At 52.3% G+C, this 21,567-nt stretch carries 14 protein-coding genes; 1 reads left to right on the top strand and 13 read right to left on the bottom strand.

The window, feature by feature from the left end; translation table 11 throughout:
• Positions 1 to 150: 150 nt before the first annotated feature.
• The 4 genes from ACN6MW_RS16455 to ACN6MW_RS16440 all read right to left on the bottom strand — a co-directional run bounded on the left by ACN6MW_RS16455 (position 151) and on the right by ACN6MW_RS16440 (position 6,066).
• Positions 151 to 1,755, bottom strand: coding sequence for an extracellular solute-binding protein (locus ACN6MW_RS16455; RefSeq protein ID WP_419876363.1), 1,605 nt, complete (start codon positions 1,753 to 1,755; stop codon positions 151 to 153).
• 64 nt (positions 1,756 to 1,819) lie between these two features.
• Positions 1,820 to 2,713 carry a carbohydrate ABC transporter permease gene (locus tag ACN6MW_RS16450; RefSeq protein WP_364150503.1) on the bottom strand — a complete coding sequence of 298 codons (894 nt, stop codon included), beginning with the start codon at positions 2,711 to 2,713 and terminating at the stop codon, positions 1,820 to 1,822.
• Positions 2,714 to 2,761: 48 nt separating this feature from the next.
• On the bottom strand, positions 2,762 to 3,685 hold the full coding sequence (locus ACN6MW_RS16445; RefSeq protein ID WP_308997325.1) for an ABC transporter permease: 924 nt from the start codon (positions 3,683 to 3,685) through the stop codon (positions 2,762 to 2,764).
• A 365-nt stretch (positions 3,686 to 4,050) separates the two neighbouring features.
• Positions 4,051 to 6,066 carry a beta-galactosidase gene (locus tag ACN6MW_RS16440; RefSeq protein WP_419871176.1) on the bottom strand — a complete coding sequence of 672 codons (2,016 nt, stop codon included), beginning with the start codon at positions 6,064 to 6,066 and terminating at the stop codon, positions 4,051 to 4,053.
• Between the two features lie 321 nt (positions 6,067 to 6,387).
• Between ACN6MW_RS16440 and ACN6MW_RS16435 the strand changes: the two genes are divergently transcribed.
• Positions 6,388 to 8,631 carry an AraC family transcriptional regulator gene (locus ACN6MW_RS16435; protein WP_419871175.1) on the top strand — a complete coding sequence of 748 codons (2,244 nt, stop codon included), beginning with the start codon at positions 6,388 to 6,390 and terminating at the stop codon, positions 8,629 to 8,631.
• Between the two features lie 92 nt (positions 8,632 to 8,723).
• Here the strand turns inward: ACN6MW_RS16435 and map are convergent, their stop codons facing one another.
• The 9 genes from map to ACN6MW_RS16390 all read right to left on the bottom strand — a co-directional run bounded on the left by map (position 8,724) and on the right by ACN6MW_RS16390 (position 21,332).
• Positions 8,724 to 9,476, bottom strand: coding sequence for a type I methionyl aminopeptidase (gene map / locus ACN6MW_RS16430; protein ID WP_364150493.1), 753 nt, complete (start codon positions 9,474 to 9,476; stop codon positions 8,724 to 8,726).
• Positions 9,477 to 10,494: 1,018 nt separating this feature from the next.
• Positions 10,495 to 10,683, bottom strand: coding sequence for a hypothetical protein (locus ACN6MW_RS16425; protein ID WP_054026245.1), 189 nt, complete (start codon positions 10,681 to 10,683; stop codon positions 10,495 to 10,497).
• Positions 10,684 to 10,861: 178 nt separating this feature from the next.
• Positions 10,862 to 11,083, bottom strand: a complete 222-nt coding sequence (locus ACN6MW_RS16420) for a hypothetical protein (protein WP_419871174.1) — start codon at positions 11,081 to 11,083, stop codon at positions 10,862 to 10,864.
• Between the two features lie 141 nt (positions 11,084 to 11,224).
• Entirely contained in the window at positions 11,225 to 11,662 is a 438-nt protein-coding gene (locus ACN6MW_RS16415; protein ID WP_419871173.1) for a PaaI family thioesterase, read from the bottom strand.
• Positions 11,659 to 13,437 (bottom strand): long-chain-fatty-acid--CoA ligase, encoded by a 1,779-nt coding sequence (locus ACN6MW_RS16410; protein WP_419871172.1) that lies wholly within the window; start codon positions 13,435 to 13,437, stop codon positions 11,659 to 11,661. Before ACN6MW_RS16410 ends, ACN6MW_RS16415 begins: the two co-directional genes overlap by 4 nt.
• 15 nt (positions 13,438 to 13,452) lie before the next feature.
• Positions 13,453 to 15,243 (bottom strand): acyl-CoA dehydrogenase family protein, encoded by a 1,791-nt coding sequence (locus tag ACN6MW_RS16405; RefSeq protein ID WP_419871171.1) that lies wholly within the window; start codon positions 15,241 to 15,243, stop codon positions 13,453 to 13,455.
• Positions 15,244 to 15,332: 89 nt separating this feature from the next.
• Positions 15,333 to 16,547, bottom strand: coding sequence for an acetyl-CoA C-acyltransferase (locus ACN6MW_RS16400; RefSeq protein WP_419871170.1), 1,215 nt, complete (start codon positions 16,545 to 16,547; stop codon positions 15,333 to 15,335).
• A gap of 22 nt (positions 16,548 to 16,569) precedes the next feature.
• A complete protein-coding gene (locus ACN6MW_RS16395; protein WP_419871169.1) occupies positions 16,570 to 19,011 on the bottom strand; it encodes a 3-hydroxyacyl-CoA dehydrogenase NAD-binding domain-containing protein in 2,442 nt (813 codons plus the stop codon).
• Between the two features lie 77 nt (positions 19,012 to 19,088).
• The gene (locus ACN6MW_RS16390; RefSeq protein WP_419871168.1) at positions 19,089 to 21,332 is read right to left on the bottom strand and encodes a heterodisulfide reductase-related iron-sulfur binding cluster; all 2,244 of its coding nucleotides are present in this window, start codon (positions 21,330 to 21,332) and stop codon (positions 19,089 to 19,091) included.
• Positions 21,333 to 21,567: the final 235 nt, after the last annotated feature.

Genomic DNA, 21,567 nt, shown 5'->3' with positions numbered 1-21,567 from the left:
ATCGAATTGGAAAGCTTCCGGAAAGAGCTTCATCCTTCAGCTTGCCATGGATTCAAATCCCCGATTACTTTGTAAGCGCTGTCTTTCGTGTTTATAATCAAGGCTGTCCCAGCGGTAAAATCTACCTCTGAGACAGCCTGCTTAAATCGATTATTTAATGCCTTGCGCCTCTACATAAGCAAGCCATTGTTTTGTATATTCAGCTTGAATTTTCTCAAGGCCTGCTTGCTTCGCTTTTTCCATAAACGTGTTCAAACCGTCTTCCACGTTTTTCACGAGACCCGCATTAAGCGGGAACAGGTACTGCTTCTCCACTTGCTCCAGCGCAGCTCTCTCTGCTTGGTAAGCGGTGTAGTCTTCAGCAAAGCCTGTAAATTTATCAGGCACTTGAATTTTATCAAGCTTTTCGAAGATGGCTTTCACGCCGTCATAGTTTTTATCGAACAGCATAAACTCAGGGTTTCTCCAAGCCCAACCGTTCATGCCCTCGCGAGGGAAGCCGTTGGTATTCGAATCGCCGAGCATGGAGTAATAGCCGTCTTTCACTTCATAGTTCTTGCCTTCTACGCCGTATTGCGTAAGCAGGTTATAACGTTTATCCGTAACAAGCTTCTCGTAGAACGCAAGAGCGCGCTCTGCGTTTTTGCTGCTAGCCGGAATAGCGAAGCCGTTGTGGATCGGGTGAACCGGTGTTGCGATTCCGTTTGTTTCCGGGAACGGGTGGTAGCCAAGCTTCCAGTCCGGGTGAGTCGATTGGATTTTGATAACCATATCGTTGAAACGAGTCGGGTTGTCGCCAAGAATAGCAGCCGCTTTGCCGCTTGTCATTTGATCCTGCAGCGTATCTTTAACGGCTAGAACGTTTTTCACCATGTAGCCGTTATCCTGCCAACGCTTCAATACCGTCAAATCTTGTTTTTGCTCATCGGAACCCCAGTAGGAGTATACTTCGCTTGGTGTTGCATAGTTTACGCCGATTCCGTAAGGAAGTGCGCCGATTGGAGCGCGTGCGATGCCCTTGAAACGGTCCATCAGGTTTGTTTTCACATCAGAGTTCATCGAAAGCGGTGTTACGGTAGGCTCGTTTTTCTTGATGCCGTCCAAATATTGCTCGAACGTTGCGATATCAACCGGTGTAGGCAGATTGTATTTCTCGCGAAGATCTTCGCGCCATACAAAGCCGTCTGTTACGTACTCTTTATAAGTAGCTGGTACAGTGAAAATTTTACCGTCGATTTTTACAGCTTCCCACATATCTTTTGGAACAAAAGAATTAAGCGTCGGCGCTGCTACTGGAAGGATTTCGTCCAGTGCTTGGAAAGCGCCTTTTTTGGCATAGGATTGGTATTGCGTCCACTCAGCCGTGAAGATCAAGTCAACTTGTTGGCCTGAACCAAGCAGAAGCTTATACTTTTGATCCCAATCCGTCCAAGACGTATAGTTGAATTTAACCGTTGCGTTCAAATCTTCCAAAGCCATTTTGTTCACTTGCTCTTGTATAGAAGCGATGTCTTTCGGAGCATCACCCAGCATGTAAAATTGCAATTCCACTTTTTTCGAAGTATCGATGCCAGGCTTTTCTGCGCCTTCGTTTGTCGTGCCTTCGTTCGTTGTGCCCTCTGTCTCTTTTGGAGCGTTTGTAGCATTGCCGCTATTTCCATTGTTGTTCGATCCGCAAGCCGCTAATACCGTAATCAGAACGATGAGCGATAGAAACATGGAGACCGCTTTTGCTGCTTTCTTAGTCATGTGAATCCTCCCTTTAATAAGTACTTATCTATGTTAGCTACACCCGGAATTATAAATCCCTTGTCTAGTTCTAACCTTTAACCGCGCCAATCGTCAATCCTTTTACAAAATAACGCTGTACGAATGGGTATAGGAACAGAATCGGTCCCGTAACGATAATGGACATCGCCATCTTCGTCGATTCGGTCGGCATATCGGAGCCCAAGGAAACGCCCGTGCCTGAGCCCATTTGTGCAATAAAGCTCATGGCATTAATGACGTTGTACAAGTAATACTGCAGCTGGTACTTGGTCGTATCGTTAATGAACAACGAAGAAGTAAACCAATCATTCCAATAATGCAGCGCCAGGAACAAACCTACGGTTGCGATACCCGGCATCGAGAGCTGAAGCACAATCCGGCTGTAGATCGTGAAGTCGTTTGCTCCGTCGATTTTCGCGGATTCGATCACCTCATCCGGCACAGCCGAGCGAATGAAGTTTTTCATCAATATAATGAGGAAGGGTGTCATCAGGCCCGGCAAAATCAATACCTCAAGCTTATCGGTCAGCTTCAAGTACTTGGTCATCAGGATGTACCAAGGCACGAGTCCGCCGCCAAACAAGGTTGTGAAATAAATCATGAAGGAAAAGAAATTACGGTATTTGAAATCCTTGCGCTGCAGCACGTAACCTGCCATCGTCATGAGAAACAGACCCAGCGTCGTGCCGATTACGGTTGTCAGCGTCGTAACGCCGTAAGCCGTTAATACCTGCTTCGGAAAGCGGAACACCGTCTCGTAGCCCTCGAAGGAGAAAACGGTCGGGATCAGATTGTAGCCGTCCCGTATGATCGCCTCATTTTGCGTAAAGGAAGCGGAAATGATGAGCAGGAATGGAAACAAGCAGGCAACCGTCGAGATAAGTATGACTACGAAAGCAATGAGCCGAAACCACTTCATATAATTGTCGTCTTTGATTTTCATGGGAACCTCCTACAGTAAGCTGGGCTGGTAGCGTATGCTTCAGATCGTTTAGAACAAGGCGTACTCGTCGTTGATTTTCTTGATGATGTAGTTAACGGTCATGATAAGCACGAAACCGAACAGCGATTGATAAAGGCCTGCTGCCGTCGACATCCCGATATCGAACGTTACTTTCAGGGAGCGGTACACATACGTATCGAGAATATCCGTTGTATTGTAGAGCACGCCGTTGTTGCCGATCAGCTGGTAGAACAAATCGAACTGGCCTTTCATGATGCTGCCTAACGCGAACAGCAGGAGCATCACGAACGTTGTTTTCAGCATCGGAACCGTAATGTACCAGATCCGTTGGAAAATGTTCGCGCCGTCGATTTTGGCAGCCTCATAATATTCCTCGCTGATCCCCGTAATCGATGCCAGGTAAATAACCATGCTGTACCCGATATTTTTCCACAGGTAGAAAATGATAATGAGAAAGATCCAAACCCAAGGCGTATTGTATACGTCAACCGATTCGTATCCGAAGGACTTCAGCGTCGAGTTCAGGAATCCGCTTTCGAAGTTGAACACGTTGTATACGATAACGCTAAGAATAACGAAGGAAACAAAGTATGGAAGAAACATGATCGACTGCGTCAGCTTCTTAAACCACTGCAAGCGCAGCTCGCTTAGCAGAATCGCCAGCGCAATCGCGAGAACGTTTCCTAATAGAATGAATACGACGTTGTAACCGACCGTATTTAACGTGAGCCTGGCAAGAACCCCCGATTTCCATAAAAACTTAAAATTGTCGAGTCCAACAAATTGGCTGTTGAACAAGCTGGTGTTGAAGTCGAACCGGGTGAAGGCGTAGTAGACGCCCACCATAGGTACATACGAGTTAATAAGGAAGAAGATAAGCGCCGGCAGCAACATAAGGAAGAGCAGGCGGTTCGTCACGAGTTCCTTAAGCAGTCCATTTTTTTTCAACATGCAGATGATGTCTCCTCTCACAGCGTTCGTTTCTTTTTAGTGTTGTCTGGTCTGTTCTCACTGTACGGCCCCGGCGTTTTCAGCGAAAGAGAAAGAATGCAAAGTCAGTGAACGAAATAGCGAAATGAACAGTGAACGATTTAAACTTTTATGGATAAACAGGCCATTTCCTAGGGAGAACGCTCTAGCGTAAACGGCTGCAGCTGTCCTTTTTGACGGCAATGACTCGTTTAGCCGTGAAATTTAAGAAGCCCGATAAGCCTCGAGAACTTATCTATTCTTATATTTTGAAAATAAAAACCGCGAATACGTTTGCCCGAATAGGTATTCGAGACTAACGAAGCCGCGGTTTTCTGGGTATGGCCTTACACTTTTTGTAGAATCATGACGCCATGGGGCTCGATTTCCACCGTTGCGCTCACCTGGCTGTCCGTTAATAGATCTTTATAGACGGTATCTTCGAGAGAGATGGTTGCCTGATGGCTGTTATGATTCAGAACAAACGTATACATTTGATCAGCCTTGACGCGCTGGGCGAGTTCAACTCCCGCACTCGCCTTAAACGGCGCTGTAATCTGATGCTTTTCGCAGAGGGTCCGGATCAGGTCGCCCAGCAGCTTTTGCTCGGGAGCCGTTGCCACGTAATAAGCCTCGCCCTTGCCAAATTCATTCACCGTCAGCGCCGGCATGCCCGCATAGAAATCGGCGCCGTATGTACCGAGCGCTCTCGCTCCCTCCAAATGGAGAAGATCGCACAACAAGCCGCATTCGTACGAGCCTTCGATATGACCATAAGCTTCGCTAATCTCGATGCTGTTGCGCATCTCAGGCAGCAGGCTGTCGATTTCTTCAACCCATAGGCCAAGCAGACTTCGAAGCTTGCCCGGATAGCCGCCGAGCGTAACCAAATCGTTCTCGTTTACGATGCCGCTGAAGAAGGTTGTAATAAAGATCCCGCCATCGCGCACAAACGCTTCAATCCGCTCGCCTACGCCTGGCTTCAGCATATACAGTACGGGAGCAACGACAATTTTATATTTGGAGAAATCACTGAGCGGACTGCGCACATCCACAGCCACATTCTGATCGTAAAAAGCTTTGTAATACTTCTGCGCCTGATCCAAATAGTTCAGATCGACGCTTGGCCCGCTCGTAATCTCTACCGCGTTCCACGTATCAATGTCAAACAAGAGCGCCACTTCGGCATGAACCTCCGAGTCCAGCAAGCGGTCGCCAAGCTCGCCGAGCTCGCGTCCAAGCGCCGCGCATTCCCTGAACACGCGGGTATCCTCATGCCCGACATGCTCGATCACGGCGCCGTGATATTTCTCGCATGCCCCGAAGGAACGGCGAAGCTGGAAGAACATGACCGTATCGGCGCCATGCGCCACCGCTTGATAACTCCAAAGCCGCATCACGCCTGGGCGCTTCAAGCTGTTATAAGGCTGCCAGTTCTGCTGGCTCGGCGTCTGCTCCATCAGCATGAACGGCTTTCCGTCCTTTAAGCCGCGCATATAGTCATGCCGCATGGCCACGTTAGCCATCGGTTCATTCATTTGCGGATAGCTGTCCCAGGAGACGACATCCATCGCTTCGCCCCATTTTTTCAGATCAAGTCCATTAAATAGGCCCCAAATATTCGTCGTGACCGGAATATCCGGCGTTACCGCCTTCAGCACCTCATATTCACCCTGATAACAGCCGAGAATCGAATCGGACATGAACCTTTTATAATCGATAGCCATCGGCTGAAAATTGCGATTGTCGCCGTTCAGATTGGATGGCGGCACGATCTCTTCCCACTCATAAACGGTATGGCCCCAGAAGCTCATATTCCATTCGGCGTTCAGTCTGTCGATCGTCTCGTATTTCACCTTCAGCCACTCGCGGAACGCTTCCGCGCAATGACCGCAGTAGCAATGGGTGCCGTATTCATTGTTAATATGCCAGATGAGCAGCGCTGGATGATCCTTGTACCGTTCGGCTAGTTTATGCGCAAGCTGGCTGGACAGCCGGCGGTATGTCTTGCTGTTTGGACAAAAGTTTGTACGCGCGCCATGCGTCCGCTTTCTTCCGTCAACGTCGACCGGCAGCACATCCTCGTATTTGCGTGACATCCAAGCCGGCTGAGCCGCTGTCGATGTGGCTAAGCAGGCGTATATGCCATTTTCGGCTATTAAATTCAGCAGCTTATCGAGCCAATCAAATTGAAAATTTTCCTCTGACGGCTGCAGCTTTGCCCAGCTGAATACAGGCAGCGTAACCACATTGATTCCCGCTTCCTTAAATAAACGCATATCCTCATGCCATATTTCCTCCGGCCATTGATCCGGGTTATAGTCTCCTCCGTACCAGATCTGTTGCAGCTTCGAATTAATCATTTCTTTACGGCCCCTTCCGCCAATATCATGGAATTCCGTGACATTCTAACGGATGAAACGGAGCTTTGTCATCTAAAATAGGGCGTTTCGCCAATAAGTTCACTCCTGTACGGATTGTTCACTTTTATAAAATCAGGTTCATTCACCTTCATTTATTTGGTTCATTGCACCCAGCGTCAAGTGAAGATTATAATGATGAATGTATTCGCGGGTAACCGAGTGAAATATTCAAACTAATTGCGTGAGTTCACAGCTTAATCGCATAGAACAAGGGGAAGCGCTTCCGCAAGCTTCATACATACAAAAAGAGGGGGATTGAACTTGCCAGCCGTACAATTAAAAAACAACGGAAAACTATACAGTAAGCTGCTGTTCACAATCACTTTGTGCATTGTCCTTACTTTATTGGTATCCTCCTTGTTTTATTTTTTCACTTACATGCAAATCGATTTGAAGAAAGCTTATCAATCCGACGTGAGCAATCTCACCCAAACCAGCAAAGAAGTCATCAGCATGACCGAGAGCGCCCAGTCCGTCTCCTTCCAAATCTATCGGACCTTCACCGTCTCCAAGCTCATGTTCTATAATGAGCCCAATATTTACGATGTCACGGCAGCCATGAACGAATTGGAAAATTATTTAAGTTCCATGCCTTTTATTGAATCGATCTATGTATACAACTCGGCGAACGGCCAATTCTACACCGCCAGCCGGCAAGGTGAAAGCGGAACCTTCAATAAAGAGGATCTCGCAGACCAAGGCATTCTCGATATTCTCGACAATTTCCAGAAGTACCGTCCGTTCACTCCGATTCCGAGAACCTACACCACGGTCAGCTTAGCCGGCGAGCAGCTTACAAAGGCTTATACATATTTAGGTTATGATGCCATCGGCAAAACGCAGAAGATCAATTCCGCCGTCATTATTAATATCTCTTCCGCTTGGATTAATAAAGATATTGGCGCCAACAAAAACGATACCGAGGGAAAATCATACATTTTGGATAATCAGGACCGCCTGCTTTCCGGAGATACCCTTGCATCCAAAAAATTAAATGAAGCGGACGCCGCCTTCATTAATGAACGAATTAAGAACCAGGATTCCGGTTACGCGGTGACAAACTTTGAGGGTAAAAAATCGCTTATTTCGTATACCTCGCCCGATTCGCTGGAATGGCAATATGTGCGCGTTACGCCTTATAAACAAGTCACCAAGGCGATTTATTCGATCCGCAATACGACGATACTCATCGCGGTCGTTATTCTAGTCATTGGCTTGTTAATTTCATGGCTGCTGTCCCGCATGCTTTATCGCCCCATCCATCAAATTATGGACAAAATGAACATTCTCGAGACCGAGAAAAGAAACAGCTCCTATACGATCAGGCAAAATATGCTGCGCAGCCTTATCCAGGGCTCCCAATCGCTGCAAACGAGCACGCTCCAGCAGAAGCTCTCGCATAGCGGGATTACCTTCGACTTTCATTCACGTTACCGGGTCGTCATGCTAAAAATCGACCAGCTTGCCGCCTTGAAGCAAACACGCGGCGATGACCTGCATGTATACAAATTTGCCGTCATGAACATAGCCTGGGAGATCGGCCTAAAAAACTATCGCGTGGAAACCGTCGATATGGACGCGGATTATGTGATCATGCTTCTGAACCGGCTGGATGATTCCGAGGAGCCTGACGACGAGCTGCTGCGTTCCGTGCTTACCCAAATCCAGCAGTCCTCCCTCGATTATTTGAAAATCGGCTTGTCCGTCACATACAGCCCTGAGGGCTTGCAGGCCCAGCAGCTGTCCAATCTTTATAAGCTGGTGAAGGAAGCCTCGCAGCACCGGTTGTTTTACGGGCTTGGGTCGCTTATTGACGCACAGGATATCATCTCCTTGAAATCGAAGGAGTATATTTTCCCGGTCGACAAAGAGCGGAAATTAACCGATGCGCTAATGACCTCAAAAACCGAGGAAGCAAAAAAACTGTTCGCAGAAATCGTTCAGGAAACGGCAGATTATCCGATTCATGTCGTCCAGCTTGCCATTTCGCATTTGACGATGACGGTCAACAACATTTTGTTCACCATTCAGAAAAATAACAGCCTGGACGTTGAGGCCAGCCTCAGTATCCATATTCCGACGCCGGACCATTTTGAAACCGTTCAGGAGCTGAATGAAGTGTTCTTCTCGTTGTTCGATGACATTCAAACGAAGCTGTCAACGAAACGCTCCACGAAGCAGGGCGACCTGATTCGCAAAATCAATGAGCTGATCCACAAGGAATACGCCAATCCGAATCTCAGCCTCAACTGGATCGCCGATGAACTAGATATGTCCTCCATTTACTTGAGCCGCGTTTACAAGCAGCAGACGTTAGCCGCCATCGTCGATGTCATTAATAACGTTCGGCTGGAAAGAGCCAAGGAATATTTGGAGAGCACCGATTGCTCCATCGTAGATATCGCCGTAAAAAGCGGCTATACGAGCAGCTCCTATTTCCATCGCATGTTCAAAAAGAGCTTTGGCGTCACGCCGTCTGACTACCGCAAAATGAAGCTTGGCTAATAAAATCCATCGTTAACTAATAAAAGCCGAACAGCAGCAGAATGACTCTGCAAATGCTCGGCTCTTTGTTATGTTAGGTATGAATGACCCGCTCAGTCCCAACGGGTTAAAATAATCGGACCATCCTTCGTAATGGCCACCGTATGTTCGAATTGAGCCGCCCAAGCACCGTCACGGGTACGTGCCGTCCATCCGTCCCTGGCAATATAGACATCGGCTCTGCCTGCCGTAATAATCGGCTCTATCGTAATGACCATGCCTTCTTCCAGCATGATTCCTTGGCCTGGAATGCCGCTGTGAAGAACATCAGGAAATTCATGCATGCTTCTGCCGATGCCATGGCCGACGAATGCCGTCACCACCTCAAAGCCGGCTCTCTCCGCTCTCGCTTGGACCGCATAGCCGATGTCGCCCAGCCGGTTGCCAAGCACAGCCTGCTTTATGCCATCTTGCATGGCTTGCTCTGCTGCCAGCAGCAGCTTTTCCGTAGCCGTATTCGTCCTGCCGATTGCGTAAGTCCATGCCGAATCTGCCTTCCATCCGTCCACATCCGCGACCATATCAATGGTGACGATGTCGCCTGTTTCCAGCGGCTCCGAATCGGGAAAACCATGACAAACAACCTCATTGACGGAGGCACACGTAGCAAACGGATAACCCTTATACCCCTTCTGGGCCGGCGTGGCCCCCCGGTCAAGCATGAACCGCTCTACAAAACGATCGATTTCCTGCGTGGTGACGCCTGGCGCTATCCGTTTCGAAAGCGCTTTGTGACAGGCAGCGACAATACGGCCAGCCTTGCGAATTCCCCGAATATGTTCCTTCGTTTTCAAATCCACTGCCATGTGTGTACTAACCTCCTTAAGGTTATGCGCTAGCAAAATCCACTCCGTTAGCATGGACTTCGGTTTTGCGGCAGCAAACTCCGGCTCGGCAAACGAAGGCATCTACATAACGAGTAGATTTGTCTATGTATAACTTATTCGCGAAAAAGGAGACACATTCCGATCAGATATGGCGAATTTAAAGTTAAATCGCTCGGAGGAGGCATAGTTTAGCTGCTCTTCAATCATTTCTGATGCAGCCTGATGCGATTCGCCAGCTAGACTGCAGAAACTACAACGTAAATCAATATTTTCGGCGTGAATCAGAGCTACAATGTAGAAAGTACAATCCCATCGAGCAAATTAGCTCATAATTGCCATATTATCAACGTTGCTGCGGATCACCATTGCAGAAACTGCAACGTAGCCGAGTGAACTCATTTTTTAGCGGCGTTACATTGTAGAAACTACAGTGTAGCCCCGAACCTTTCATTTGAAGCGTAGGTTGAGTAATTGTTGAATTGGATGTAATTTTGCAGTTTCGCCAACCTTTCGTTTCATGCGCTGGCTATCCTGCATACCTGAAGTAACTTCATCCTTATCGGGCTCACATTTAACCAGCTGCCCTCTGTAAATTTATGAACATATCTCATTCGAGGCCTTCAACACAACACATACTAATTAAATTCTATAAAGTAGCGAATTCAACATAGACATCTTATTTCTCAAAAAATTGCCTTTATTCTGCAAAAGTACAGGAGAAAGATGGACTATGTATTAGTTTACGATTGAGTAATTCATTTTTGGCGTTTGTGTGTTGTGGGTTGATCGTTGGTCGTTGGTCGTTGTCTAGTTTACTCATTCGCTCACTCGTTCATTGGTTGTTTGTTCGTTTGTTCTCGGTTAGTTCGTGGTTCGTGGTTCGTGGTTCGCGGTTCGCGGTTCGCTCGCTCGTTGATTGTTTGGTTTGTTCAAAAAAACAAAAAGACTTTGCATCCTGCCAGCTGACAGTTTACAAAGCCGTATTCTACATATTCTACTAACTGACCGAGGAGTTGATTCTGCCTAATTCATTTTCCACCAATGTCGTCAATTCATCCTCGTAGCCTCCGGTAATCCGGTACTTACGAATATACTCTTTAACAAATTTACGCGGGTCCTTGGGTTGAAAAATTCTCGTGAGTTCCTTCAGGCTTTCCTTGACTTCATTCTGGCTATGTTTCGCCATGAAATCCCCTCCCCTTTACGTTGGATGGTCGTCCTAAACAGCATTATACGAGACTGGCGGCGATTACTCCGCAAGAACCCCCATTTGGTACAGGCAACTCCATGGCCAATGAGTCACAATGTTCACATTTTTCTTACTATTATAACATTTTCATTTCGAATAGGAAAGTTAACATTTATTAATCTCGCGGCGCGGCTTGTTCGGAATTAACATCCTTAGCGTGCCCGCCATCCATTGATTTTGCTGAAATAAACACGTTTGGAGACGAGACACCCTCAGGCTGGTGAGACGTTGAAGATAGCCTGTCTTTACGAAACATTCTTAAATACGCAATGACACCAATGATGGCAACCACTATTCCGAACGCTAACACCAATGTCGTCACCCAGCCCTGAACCATGTCCTCGCCTCCTTTCATATACTACATTTATCGGAAAAATAACGCTAAACATTAATCCCTTCGAAAATCGTTAAACTTTCCATATATTAGGTATTATTATAACGAATCAGAAGCAGGCAAGCAACTTGGGCATAAAGCTGCCTAAATAATGCGGTATGCCCCGGTTCCAAGGCAGAGCAGCTTGCCGCTGTCATCCTTGACCCGGGCTTCCAGCGTCAGCGTTCGCGACGTGCGATGTACCAGTTCCGCCTCGCAAAGCAGCACGCCGCCCTTGCTGCTGGCGAGAAACTGCGTGTTAAGATTCGCGGTTACGGTACGCTCATCCGGCGCAGCCAGCATCACGACGAGCCCCATTGCATTATCGAGCAGCGACATCAGCACCCCGCCGTGAACGATACTGAGCAAATTATGGTGCCGGTCCGAAGCATCGAGGCAAATCGTCGCTTTGCCGGCATTTGCCTGCACCACCTCACAGCCGAGCTCGCCCCAGAATGTTGCCTGCGCACGCTGGGCGAGCCTTGCCAAGTGACCGGCCTGATCAACCTGCTGCACGAACCAATCCTCATCTATGCCGCTCACTCTCCCTTATCCTCTTTTGCCTTCCTCTGCTCCGCCTCCTCCTCTTGAAGCTTTCGACGAAGCACCTTGCCGATAATTGTTTTTGGAAGCGTTTCCCTGAAGGAATAGTGATGCGGTACCTTATAAGCCGCCAACCGTTCTCTGCACCAACGGTCCAGCTGGCTGCTCGATACCTGCCAGCCTTCCTTGAACACGATAAACGCTTTTACCGATTCCCCCCTATATTCATCCTTTACGCCGATCACGGCCGCTTCTCTAACCGCTGGATGCTCGAACAGGACCTCCTCTACCTCTCGGGGATAAATATTGAAGCCGCCTGCGATGATGACATCCTTAATCCGGTCCATAATCGTAAAATAGCCGTCCTCATCCATCGTCGCGAGATCGCCCGTATACAGCCAGCCGTCACGCAGTACCTGATCGGTTTCTGCCGGCTTGTTCCAGTAGCCCTTCATAACCTGCGGTCCGCGCACGATGAGCTCTCCGAGCTCCCCGACAGGCAATCGCGCACCGGTTTCCTGGTCGATCACCGCTGCTTCCGTATCGGGAAAGGGCACGCCGATCGTGCCGATTTTTCGCATTCCCCATATCGGATTAGCATGCGTGACGGGCGATGCCTCCGACAGGCCGTAGCCCTCGATGAGCCTGCCTCCCGTCAAAGCCTCGAACTTTTCCTGCACCTCGAGCGGCAAAGCGGCCGATCCGCTTATGCACACGTTAATAGAGGAAAGATCTGTTGTGGCGGCCGACTTATGATTGATAAGCGCCACATACATGGTAGGCGCGCCCGGAAAAATGGTAGGCTTTTGCCGGTTGATCGTCTGCAGCACCGTTTCAACCTCGAACCGCGGCAATAAAATAAGCGTGCCTGCCCGAAGCACCGACATATTCATTAATACCGTTAATCCAAATACATGAAACAAAGGCAGCGCCGCAAGAAACCGCTCCTTCGCATCCTCTGCCTTATAGCACCAAGCCGAGGTTTGCATCGTATTGGCAACCAGATTGCGATGGGTCAGCATGACGCCTTTTGGCGTCCCGGTCGTACCTCCGGTATATTGCAGAGCAGCCAGATCGGCGCCCTTAGCAGGCTCCGGCAGCCGGTCGGCAGAGCTCTTCCCTGCCAGCAGCTTCTTATAAGCAATGACGCCTAGGCTTCCGTATGGAATCTCTGCGCGGAAGCCTTCTTTCCGCTGCTTAAGCGGATAAAGCAGGCTTTTGGGGAACGGCAGACCGTCCTTAATCGATGTAATGATGGCATGGCGCAGCCGCGGCAGCGGACCTGTCGCCGGCTGCTCCCCCCGAACCCGGGCAAGCCGCGGATAAAGCAGATCAACGGTTATGATCGCGACGGCCCCGCTATCCGCCAGCTGAAGCTCCAGCTCGCGCTCCACGTACAGCGGATTCGTCTGCACGACGACGCCGCCTGCAAACAGCACGCCGTAATAGGCGATGACGGTCTGCGGACAATTCGGCAGCATAATCGCCACGCGGTCTCCTTTGGCAATGCCGAGGGAGAGGAGACCCGAGGCTAAGCGGATGGCAGCTTCATACAGCTCGCGATAGGTTAATATTTTGCCAAGAAAATGTACGGCAGGATGATTCGGATGCTGCAGGGCAGCGCTGATTAGGAATTGGACGATGCTCTGATCGGGATAGCTCTGCGAAGGAGAAACCTCCTTCGGATAATGACGAAGCCATGGACGCGCGTGCTCTTCGGCTTCACTGGAGGGCTGCCCTTGTAAAGACGGGTCTTCCGGTCTGAGCGGTTCCATTCATGCTCTCCCCCTTCACACGACATAATGCTCACTGCGAATGACGCGAGCGGCAATGGACCGCTTCAAAGCGACCGTATCCGAAAGCGGCGCGCGCATCAGCTTCTTCAGAATGGAAAGCTGCATTTGCAGCCCGTCTCCCTGTTCCAGCGCGGTAAGCGCAAGCTTCGCAAGCGAGTCGACCCGCTCCATCGTCTCCTGCACGAATACCGTAGTCATCGCAATCACATTTTCCGTCTTCTCCGAGCTGACGCCGCCGCTTGCCTTGCATATTTTTTGCGAGCGCAGCAGCGCGCTTTCCATTGCAAATATATTAATCATGAGATCAGCAAGCGAGCACAGCACCTCCTGCTCCTGCTCGAGCCGTAGCCCCAGCTTCTGCACAGCGAGCCCGCCGATGGCGAGAAAGGTTTTTTTCGCTTGTGCGACGCGGAATGCCTCTTTGCTGAGCGGCTTTTCGAGCGGCGGAATCGGCATCGGCTGCACCAACTCCGCTTGCAGCGACCGCACCTTGCGCAGCAGCGGCAGCTCGCCCTTTAACGCTTTTTTCATCAGCGTGCCCGGTATGAGCATCCGGTTAATTTCATTCGTTCCTTCAAAAATACGGTTAATCCGCGAATCCCGATAAATTCGCTCCACCTTATAATCGCGGATATAGCCGTAGCCGCCATGGATCTGCACCCCTTCGTCCGCCACAAAATCAAGGGCTTCGGATGCAAAAACCTTAATGATCGAGCATTCTATGGCATACTCCCCAATCGCCTTCGCCATGGTCACGCCGTCTCCGGCCGTTCCGTCTGCGGATTCCGTTGACCGCAGCATCGAATCGATCCAGCCGGCCGTCCGATAAACCATACTCTCGAGCACGTACGTGCGGATGTTCATATCGGCAAGCTTGGCACCAATGAGCGGATACGAGGAAATCGCCCGCCCGAACTGTTTTCGCGTGTTCGCGTAGGACGAAGCAAGCTCAATCGTCTCCTTGGAAGAACCAAGACAGGCGGCGCCAAGCTTGAAGCGTCCGATATTCAAAATATTAAAGGCGATCTGATGCCCTTTTCCGACCTCCCCTAGCACATTTTCAACCGGCACCGCTACGTCTTCAAAAAATAAAGGGCGAGTTGAGGAACCCTTGATGCCCATCTTATGCTCCTCCGGCCCGATACTGAACCCTGGCATCCCTTTCTCGACGATAAAAGCAGTAAAATATTCTCCGTCGACCTTCGCATAAACGATAAACAAATCCGCAAAACCGGCATTTGTAATATATAATTTGGAGCCGTTAAGTATATAATGCTTCCCGCTCGGCGATAACCTGGCCGTTGTCTTCGCTCCTAAAGCATCCGAGCCGGAGGCGGGCTCGGTTAAGCAGTAAGCGGCGATCCGCTCCCCGGTTGCGAGCAATGGAAGATAGGCCTGCTTCTGCGCGGACGTGCCGAAAAATACGATAGGCAGCGTTCCGATGCCTGTATGCGCGCCAACCGAAAGCGCAAACGACGAAGCGCGGGCCAAGGTTTCCGCGAGTAGCGTCGTGCTTACCTTATCAAGACCCATCCCACCGTAGGCCTCGGGCACATCGGCTCCAAGCAGGCCTAGCTCGCCGGCTTTGCGCATCAGCTCCACCGTCAAATCGTAGTTCAGCGCTTCCAGCTCCGCATCGCGCGGCGTAATTTCCGCATCCATGAACTGCTGCGCCGCTTCTCCCATCATCCGCTGCTCTTCCGTAAAATCCTCTGGCGTCACGACCGATTCCGGCGCACTATCCTCCACGACAAACCGACCGCCAAAACGTATCGTTTCCGTCATGCCGCAGGTCTCCCTTCAGTCAAACGATTATTAGGAACATTAACTTTACCCGCCATAAACCATTAATGCCGTGCAAATATCCTCATGGATTAGCTGCCGTATACCTCGATTACACCCGCGGCTCCCATTCCTCCGCCCACGCACATCGTGACAACGCCGATTCCGCCGCCTCGTCTTCCCAGCTCATGAATAAGCGACACCGTCAGCTTGGTTCCCGTACAGCCAAGCGGATGCCCCAGCGCAATGGCGCCGCCGTTCACATTAACCCGCTCGGGATCGATGCCAAGCTCTCTAATAATAGGCACGCACTGGGCCGCAAAGGCCTCGTTCAGCTCAAACAAATCGACCTGATCCAGCGTGATGCCCGCTTTCCGAAGCGCTTTAGGGACGGCTTCAATCGGACCGATGCCCATGACCTCCGGAGCGACACCCGCTACGCAAAAGCTGCGGAACGCAGCGAGCGGCTGCAGCCCCAGTTCCTTCGCCCGCTCTCTGCTCATTACGATAACGGCCGCGGCGCCATCGCTCATTTGCGAGGTATTGCCTGCCGTGACCGTTCCTTCGCGCGCAAAGGACGGCTTAAGCGGCGCCAACGTTTGAACCGTCGTCTCCGGCCGCACTCCCTCATCCGTATCGAATTGAAACACCTTCGACCATGGCCGCCCCGCATCGTTTACGCCGGAACGGCTTGCCGTGACCGGTACGATCTCCGCCCGGAAGCGTCCCGCCGCTATCGCCGCTGCCGCCTTGCGATGGCTGGATGCCGCGAACGCATCCTGCTCCGCGCGCGATACGTTGTAGCGGCGGGCCACCTCTTCCGCGGTATGCCCCATGCCCATATAGACTTCCGGCCGCGCGTCTACTATTGCGGGATGCGGCGACAGCTTGAAGCCGGTCATCGGCACATGGCTCATGCTCTCTACTCCGCCGGCGGCGATAATATCCGCATCCCCGAGCCGGATGCGCTCCGCGGCGTAAGCGATCGCTTGCAGCCCCGACGCGCAAAAACGGTTAATCGTAACGGCCGGCGTCGTCACCGGCAGCCCCGAGTAAAGCGAAATGGTCCGGGCCATGTTGAGCCCCTGTTCGCCTTCGGGCATCGCGCAGCCGATGATCACATCCTCAACGAGTTCCGGCGCTAAGCCCGGCACGCGTTCCAGCGCGCCTCGCAGAACTGTAAGGCCCAGATCCTCTGCCCTCGTCTCGGCCAAACTGCCCTTCGATGCTTTGCCGACCGCCGTCCTCACCGCAGCAACGATAACGGCATCGCGATCGTGACTCTCAAACGGTGATGAAGCTGACATTTCGCTCTCCTCCTTCGGATAATTAGTTGCGCAGCGGCTTGCCTGTCGCAAGCATATGGCTCATGCGCTCCTGCGTTTTGCGCTCGCCGCATAGGCTCAGGAACGCTTCGCATTCCAAATCGAGCAAATACTGCTCGCTTACTTCCGCGCCGGGCTGTATATCGCCGCCGGCAAGCACGGCACCGAGCTTGCCGGCGATAAGCGCGTCATGCTCGCTTATATGGCCGCCTAGCCGCATGGCCTGCACCGCGACCTTCAGCACCGCGCTGCCTTCCCGGCCGGCAACGCGGATACGTCCCTCCGCCGGCGGCGAATAGCCCGCCCGGTCCAGCTCTAGCACGGCCCGCTTTGCTTCGGCGATGCGCGCCTCCTGGCGCATAATGACGCGGTCCTGCGGCCGCATCAGGCCTAACCGGCCGACCTCGAAGCCGCTGGAGGATGCCTTGGCCAGCGCTATCGTCTCGAACAGCAAATTTAAATGCGGCTGCAGGTCTCCGCCCGGCTTCCCGCTGCTCGCGGCTAAAGCCCGCTCAGCCGCCATAGCAGCCGCTTCCTTGCAGCCCCCGCCCGCAGGAATCAGGCCAACCCCCGTTTCCACAAGCCCAAAATACGTTTCCGGCGAATAAATAATTTGATCCGCCGGCAAGCAGGCTTCCACGCCGCCGCCAAGCGTCATCCGGTGCGGAGCCGCCACGACGGGACGGTCAAGCCTCTTCAGCTGCAGCATGCTGCTTTGGAAGAAGCGGATAATCTCTTCCACCTCATCCCATTCGCCGCTCTGCGCTTCCATCAGCAGCAGCATTAAATTCGCGCCGACGCAAAAGTTGCGCCCTTCATTCGCAAGCACCAGCCCGCGCCAATTTTGCGATACCTCCTTCGCGCTTTGTGTGATCGCTGATAATATATCGCCTCCGATGGCATTGTTCTGCGAATGGAATTCCAGCAGCGCCACATCGTCGCCTATATCGATCAGGCTCGCGCCGGCGGTGGAAAGCACCGTTTTTCCAGACGCTTTTAACGCCGCTATCGAGATCGAATCCACCTCTGTCTCTTCCCGCTTATAAGCGCCGCTCGCCGCATAGACCCGTTCGCTGCCCTCCGTTTTATAGAAGCTTTCGTTACCTGCTTCCAGCCAAGCCAATACCCAGGCCGGTATCGTATCGCCCTCCTTCTGCATGCGCTGCACCGAATCCCGAAGCCCGATCGCATCCCACAGCTCAAACGGCCCCAGCTCCCAATTAAAGCCCCAGCGCATCGCGCGGTCGATATCCGAGATGGAATCCGCGATTATCCCAACCTGGGCAGCTGCGTAAAGCAAGGTTTTTTTGATCGTCGACCAAGCGAACTTCGCGTAGCGGTCACGGGGATCGGTGCGCAGCAGCGCATTCACCTTGCCCGCGGCACCCTTGGCAGCCTTCGAAGCATCGATAACGGGTGAGCTCACCGGACGCTTCGGCCCGTATTCGAGCGTATCGAGCCGGAGCGTTTCAATCTCGCTGCCTCCTTTTCCCTTCACCTTCCGGTAAAAGCCTGCTCCCGTTTTCTCGCCAAGCCGTCCCGAAGCAGCGAGCCGCTCAAGCAGCGGCGGCCTTGCAAAAATGGCTTGTTCCGCAGGATCGCTGCTCCGTTCGCGCACATTGTCCACCACATGCAGCAGCGTATCGAGGCCGACCAGGTCAAGCATGCGAAGCGTCGCCGTCTTCGGCCTGCCCATCGCCGGACCGGTCAGCGCATCCGCCTCTTCCACCGTCAACCCGAATGCCAGCGTGTCTTCCAGCGTGATCAGCATGCCGTAGGTTCCGATCCGGTTCGCAATGAAATTCGGCGTATCCTTCGCCAGCACGACCCCTTTGCCTAGCCGCTGCTCGCAAATATCCGTTAAGAGCCGCACGACCTCGGGGGACGTTTCCGCTGTGCCAACAATTTCAACAAGCTTCATATAGCGCGGCGGATTAAAAAAATGCGTCACGCCAAAATGCCGGCGAAACTCCTCGCTTCGCCCTTCAACCATTGAAGCAGCCGATAAGCCCGACGTATTTGTCGACACAATGGTTCCCGGGCTGCGGGCAGCTTCGATTTTGGCAAATACCTCCCGTTTAATGTCCAGCCGCTCGACCACGGCTTCCACGATCCAGTCCGCCTCGCTTAACGCAGCCAGATGATCGTCTAGGTTGCCCGGCGTAATCCGCGACGTCCAGCTCGGATCGTAGAGCTGCGCCGGCGTTGCTTTGCCCATTCGAGCAACCGCTGCGGCTGCCAGCCGATTGCGCACCTTGGCATCGGCAAGCGTTAGTCCTTGCCGTTCCTCCTCCGCTGTCAGCGTCTGCGGGACAACGTCCAGCAGCACAACGCGCATGCCCGCATTCGCCAGATGGGCCGCAATACCCGCGCCCATTACGCCGGAGCCGATCACCGCCGCTTTGCGTATGGCGCTTGCATTTTTTTGCGACGCTTGTATAGCCATATTCAGCCTCCTTTTTTCGAGTCATCCACAGTCGCAAACAGCTAATGCCGTCCTCTGCGGCAAAAGCCCGTTTCGCATTACTCGCCAAACACGCTCTCGGCAAGCAGCTCCGCCACATCGCGTGCTATAACCTTCTCCTCTGCGGATAAGGCCTTCAAGCCGTCCTCCATCATCGTCAGGCAGTATGGGCAGGCCGAGCTGATGACAGACGGCTTTACCTCTAATGCTTGAGCGGTTCTTGCATGGTTGACGCGGGTGCCCGAATGCTCCTCCATCCACATCAGACCGCCGCCCGCGCCGCAGCACATCCCGTTGGAGCGCGAACGCTCCATCTCTTCGATCGTTACGCCCGGAATGGCTCGCAGCAGGCTGCGCGGCGCTTCATAGGTGTCGTTGTAGCGGCCTAAATAACAGGAATCATGAACGGTTACCCGCTCGTCAATCGTATGCTGCGGCTTCAAGGAGCCGTCCGCCAGCAGACGCGCCAGCAGCTCGGTATGGTGCTCGACGGTAATCCCTTGAGGCAGGCCAAAGTCAGGATATTCATTTTTGAGCGTGTTATAGGTATGCGGGCAGGCCGTCACGATATGAGCAATTTCATATTTGTTGATGGTCTCGATATTCTCGCGGCACAGCTCTTGGAAAAGCAGTTCATTGCCGATCCGCCTTGCCGTATCGCCGGAGCTTTTTTCCTCGAGGCCAAGCGTTGCAAAGCTTACGCCCGCATGGTGCATCAGCCGCACCACATCGTACAAAACACGCCTGCTGCGCATATCGTAAGCTCCCATCGAGCCTGCCCATAGCAGCACGTCAGCCTTTTTGCCCTGCTGCCGCAGCTCCTGCATCGTGGCGACCCGAATGCCGGTGCGGCTCTCGCACTCGCTTATCCAAGCTGCCCGTTCGGCGCGCGGCAGGCCCCAAGGATTGCTCTGGCGTTCAATATTTTGCAGCGCGCGCTGTCCGTCGGATGGAAGCCTGCCCTCCATCAGCACTAGGTAGCGGCGCATATCGATGATTTTGTCGACATGCTCATTGCCCACCGGGCATTGCTCTTCGCAATTGCGGCAGGTCGTGCATGCCCAAAGCTCCTCCTCCGTCAGCACCTCGCCGACCATCTCCACCTCCTCTGGCTTGACGCCTTCCCTAACACTCCATGCTCCAGCTTGCGCAGCCATCGTCGGCTCAATGTTGGTTACCCCATTGGATGAAGCCTCCCAAGCAGGTATCACCCCTCCCATAACATGGGCGTAAGGCCCGTTTGCTTTGGATTGCCATAGGCTGGCAGGAAGCCATGGGGACTTGGAGGTAATCGCAGCGCCTTTTTCCGTTAAATGATCCCTCAGCTTCACGATGAGATGCATCGGCGAGAGCAGCTTGCCGGTACTGGAAGCCGGACAAACATTCGTACAGCGGCCGCATTCGACGCAGGCGTACAAATCGAGCATCTGCTTTTTCGAAAAATGCTCCACCTTCCCCGCACCGAAGGTTTCCGCCTCCTCATCCTCCAAATTAAGCGGCGTGAGCCGTCCTGCAGGCGTGCTGCGCCTAAACCAGAGGTTGACCGGAGCCGTTATCAAATGAAAATGCTTCGACTGCGGCACATAAACCAGAAAGCTCAGCAGCACCAGGAGATGCAGCCACCAAAACAGCTCAAAGCCGGCATTCGCCGCAATGCTTTCAGGCTGTACGCCGGCGCTTTGAAGCAGCTGAGCCAGCAGATTGCTTACCGGTGCGTAGTCTGCTTCAACCAGATGAACGGCAGGATCCGATTTGGAGGCAGCCAGCCGCTCGAACGCCAACGAAAATAAAACCGTGAGCATCAGCGAGCCGATAAACCACATCACGAGGGACGGCTTCCACCCGCGCTTAAGCCGCGGCAGCCGCTCCCCGTAACGGCGGAAAGCACCGTACAGCACAGCTGCGAAGACGAGCGTAACCGTCATCTCCTGCGTCAATGAAAACCCGCTATAATAGGGCAGCGGCAGCGGAACGCCGTCATTCAGCCCCTTCCAAATCAAATCCGCCGCGCCAAACTGAAGCACGATAAAGCCGTAAAAATAAACCAAATGCATGATGCCGCTTCTTACATCGTTCAGCAGTTTGCGATGACCGAGCACCTGAGCGCTGAAGCTGGATTTGCTTTTGTGCTTGCGTTGATAACGCGCAAAAATAGCCGGTACCCCAAGCCTCATATACAAAATGCGCCTCTGCACGACCAGCGCGAACATCGAAACGGCAATCAGCACAACCGCCGCAAACAATGCCCACCTTCCCCAAAACAACCATTGACCGACAGATCCAGCTGCCAAAAATGACGGCATACGCCCCGCCCCCCTTAAATGCCCGCTCCTCGATCAGAGCATCTGTGCGCAAAGCAGTCGGACAAGCATTAAAGCGCTTCCAAAAATAGCCGCGGTGATCCATGTATATGTCCTTTTTTCCGCGAACATGCCGCTCGCCGGGCGATTGGAAACGGTCTATTCCACTTCGAAGCGTCATAACGTAGCAATGATGGACAATGTCTTCAATATGTCGGTAGAAGTGAGGGAGCTTCGA

Origin of the sequence: Pristimantibacillus sp. PTI5 (genome assembly GCF_048572955.1) — a bacterium.
In the GTDB taxonomy this organism is placed as follows: domain Bacteria; phylum Bacillota; class Bacilli; order Paenibacillales; family Paenibacillaceae; genus Pristimantibacillus.
The sequence above is the reverse complement of the archived record's forward strand: the minus strand, read 5'-3'. Positions and strand labels throughout refer to the sequence as shown.

Excerpts from the sequence above, each read along its gene's own strand:
- ACN6MW_RS16410 (WP_419871172.1), bottom strand. The coding sequence starts at position 13,437 with ATGGAACCGCTCAGACCGGAAGACCCGTCTTTACAAGGGCAGCCCTCC.
- ACN6MW_RS16395 (WP_419871169.1), bottom strand. The coding sequence starts at position 19,011 with ATGGCTATACAAGCGTCGCAAAAAAATGCAAGCGCCATACGCAAAGCG.
- ACN6MW_RS16445 (WP_308997325.1), bottom strand. The coding sequence starts at position 3,685 with ATGTTGAAAAAAAATGGACTGCTTAAGGAACTCGTGACGAACCGCCTG.
- ACN6MW_RS16420 (WP_419871174.1), bottom strand. The coding sequence starts at position 11,083 with ATGGTTCAGGGCTGGGTGACGACATTGGTGTTAGCGTTCGGAATAGTG.
- map (WP_364150493.1), bottom strand. The coding sequence starts at position 9,476 with ATGGCAGTGGATTTGAAAACGAAGGAACATATTCGGGGAATTCGCAAG.
- ACN6MW_RS16450 (WP_364150503.1), bottom strand. The coding sequence starts at position 2,713 with ATGAAAATCAAAGACGACAATTATATGAAGTGGTTTCGGCTCATTGCT.
- ACN6MW_RS16440 (WP_419871176.1), bottom strand. The coding sequence starts at position 6,066 with ATGATTAATTCGAAGCTGCAACAGATCTGGTACGGAGGAGACTATAAC.
- ACN6MW_RS16405 (WP_419871171.1), bottom strand. The coding sequence starts at position 15,243 with ATGACGGAAACGATACGTTTTGGCGGTCGGTTTGTCGTGGAGGATAGT.
- ACN6MW_RS16425 (WP_054026245.1), bottom strand. The coding sequence starts at position 10,683 with ATGGCGAAACATAGCCAGAATGAAGTCAAGGAAAGCCTGAAGGAACTC.
- ACN6MW_RS16400 (WP_419871170.1), bottom strand. The coding sequence starts at position 16,547 with ATGTCAGCTTCATCACCGTTTGAGAGTCACGATCGCGATGCCGTTATC.
- ACN6MW_RS16390 (WP_419871168.1), bottom strand. The coding sequence starts at position 21,332 with ATGCCGTCATTTTTGGCAGCTGGATCTGTCGGTCAATGGTTGTTTTGG.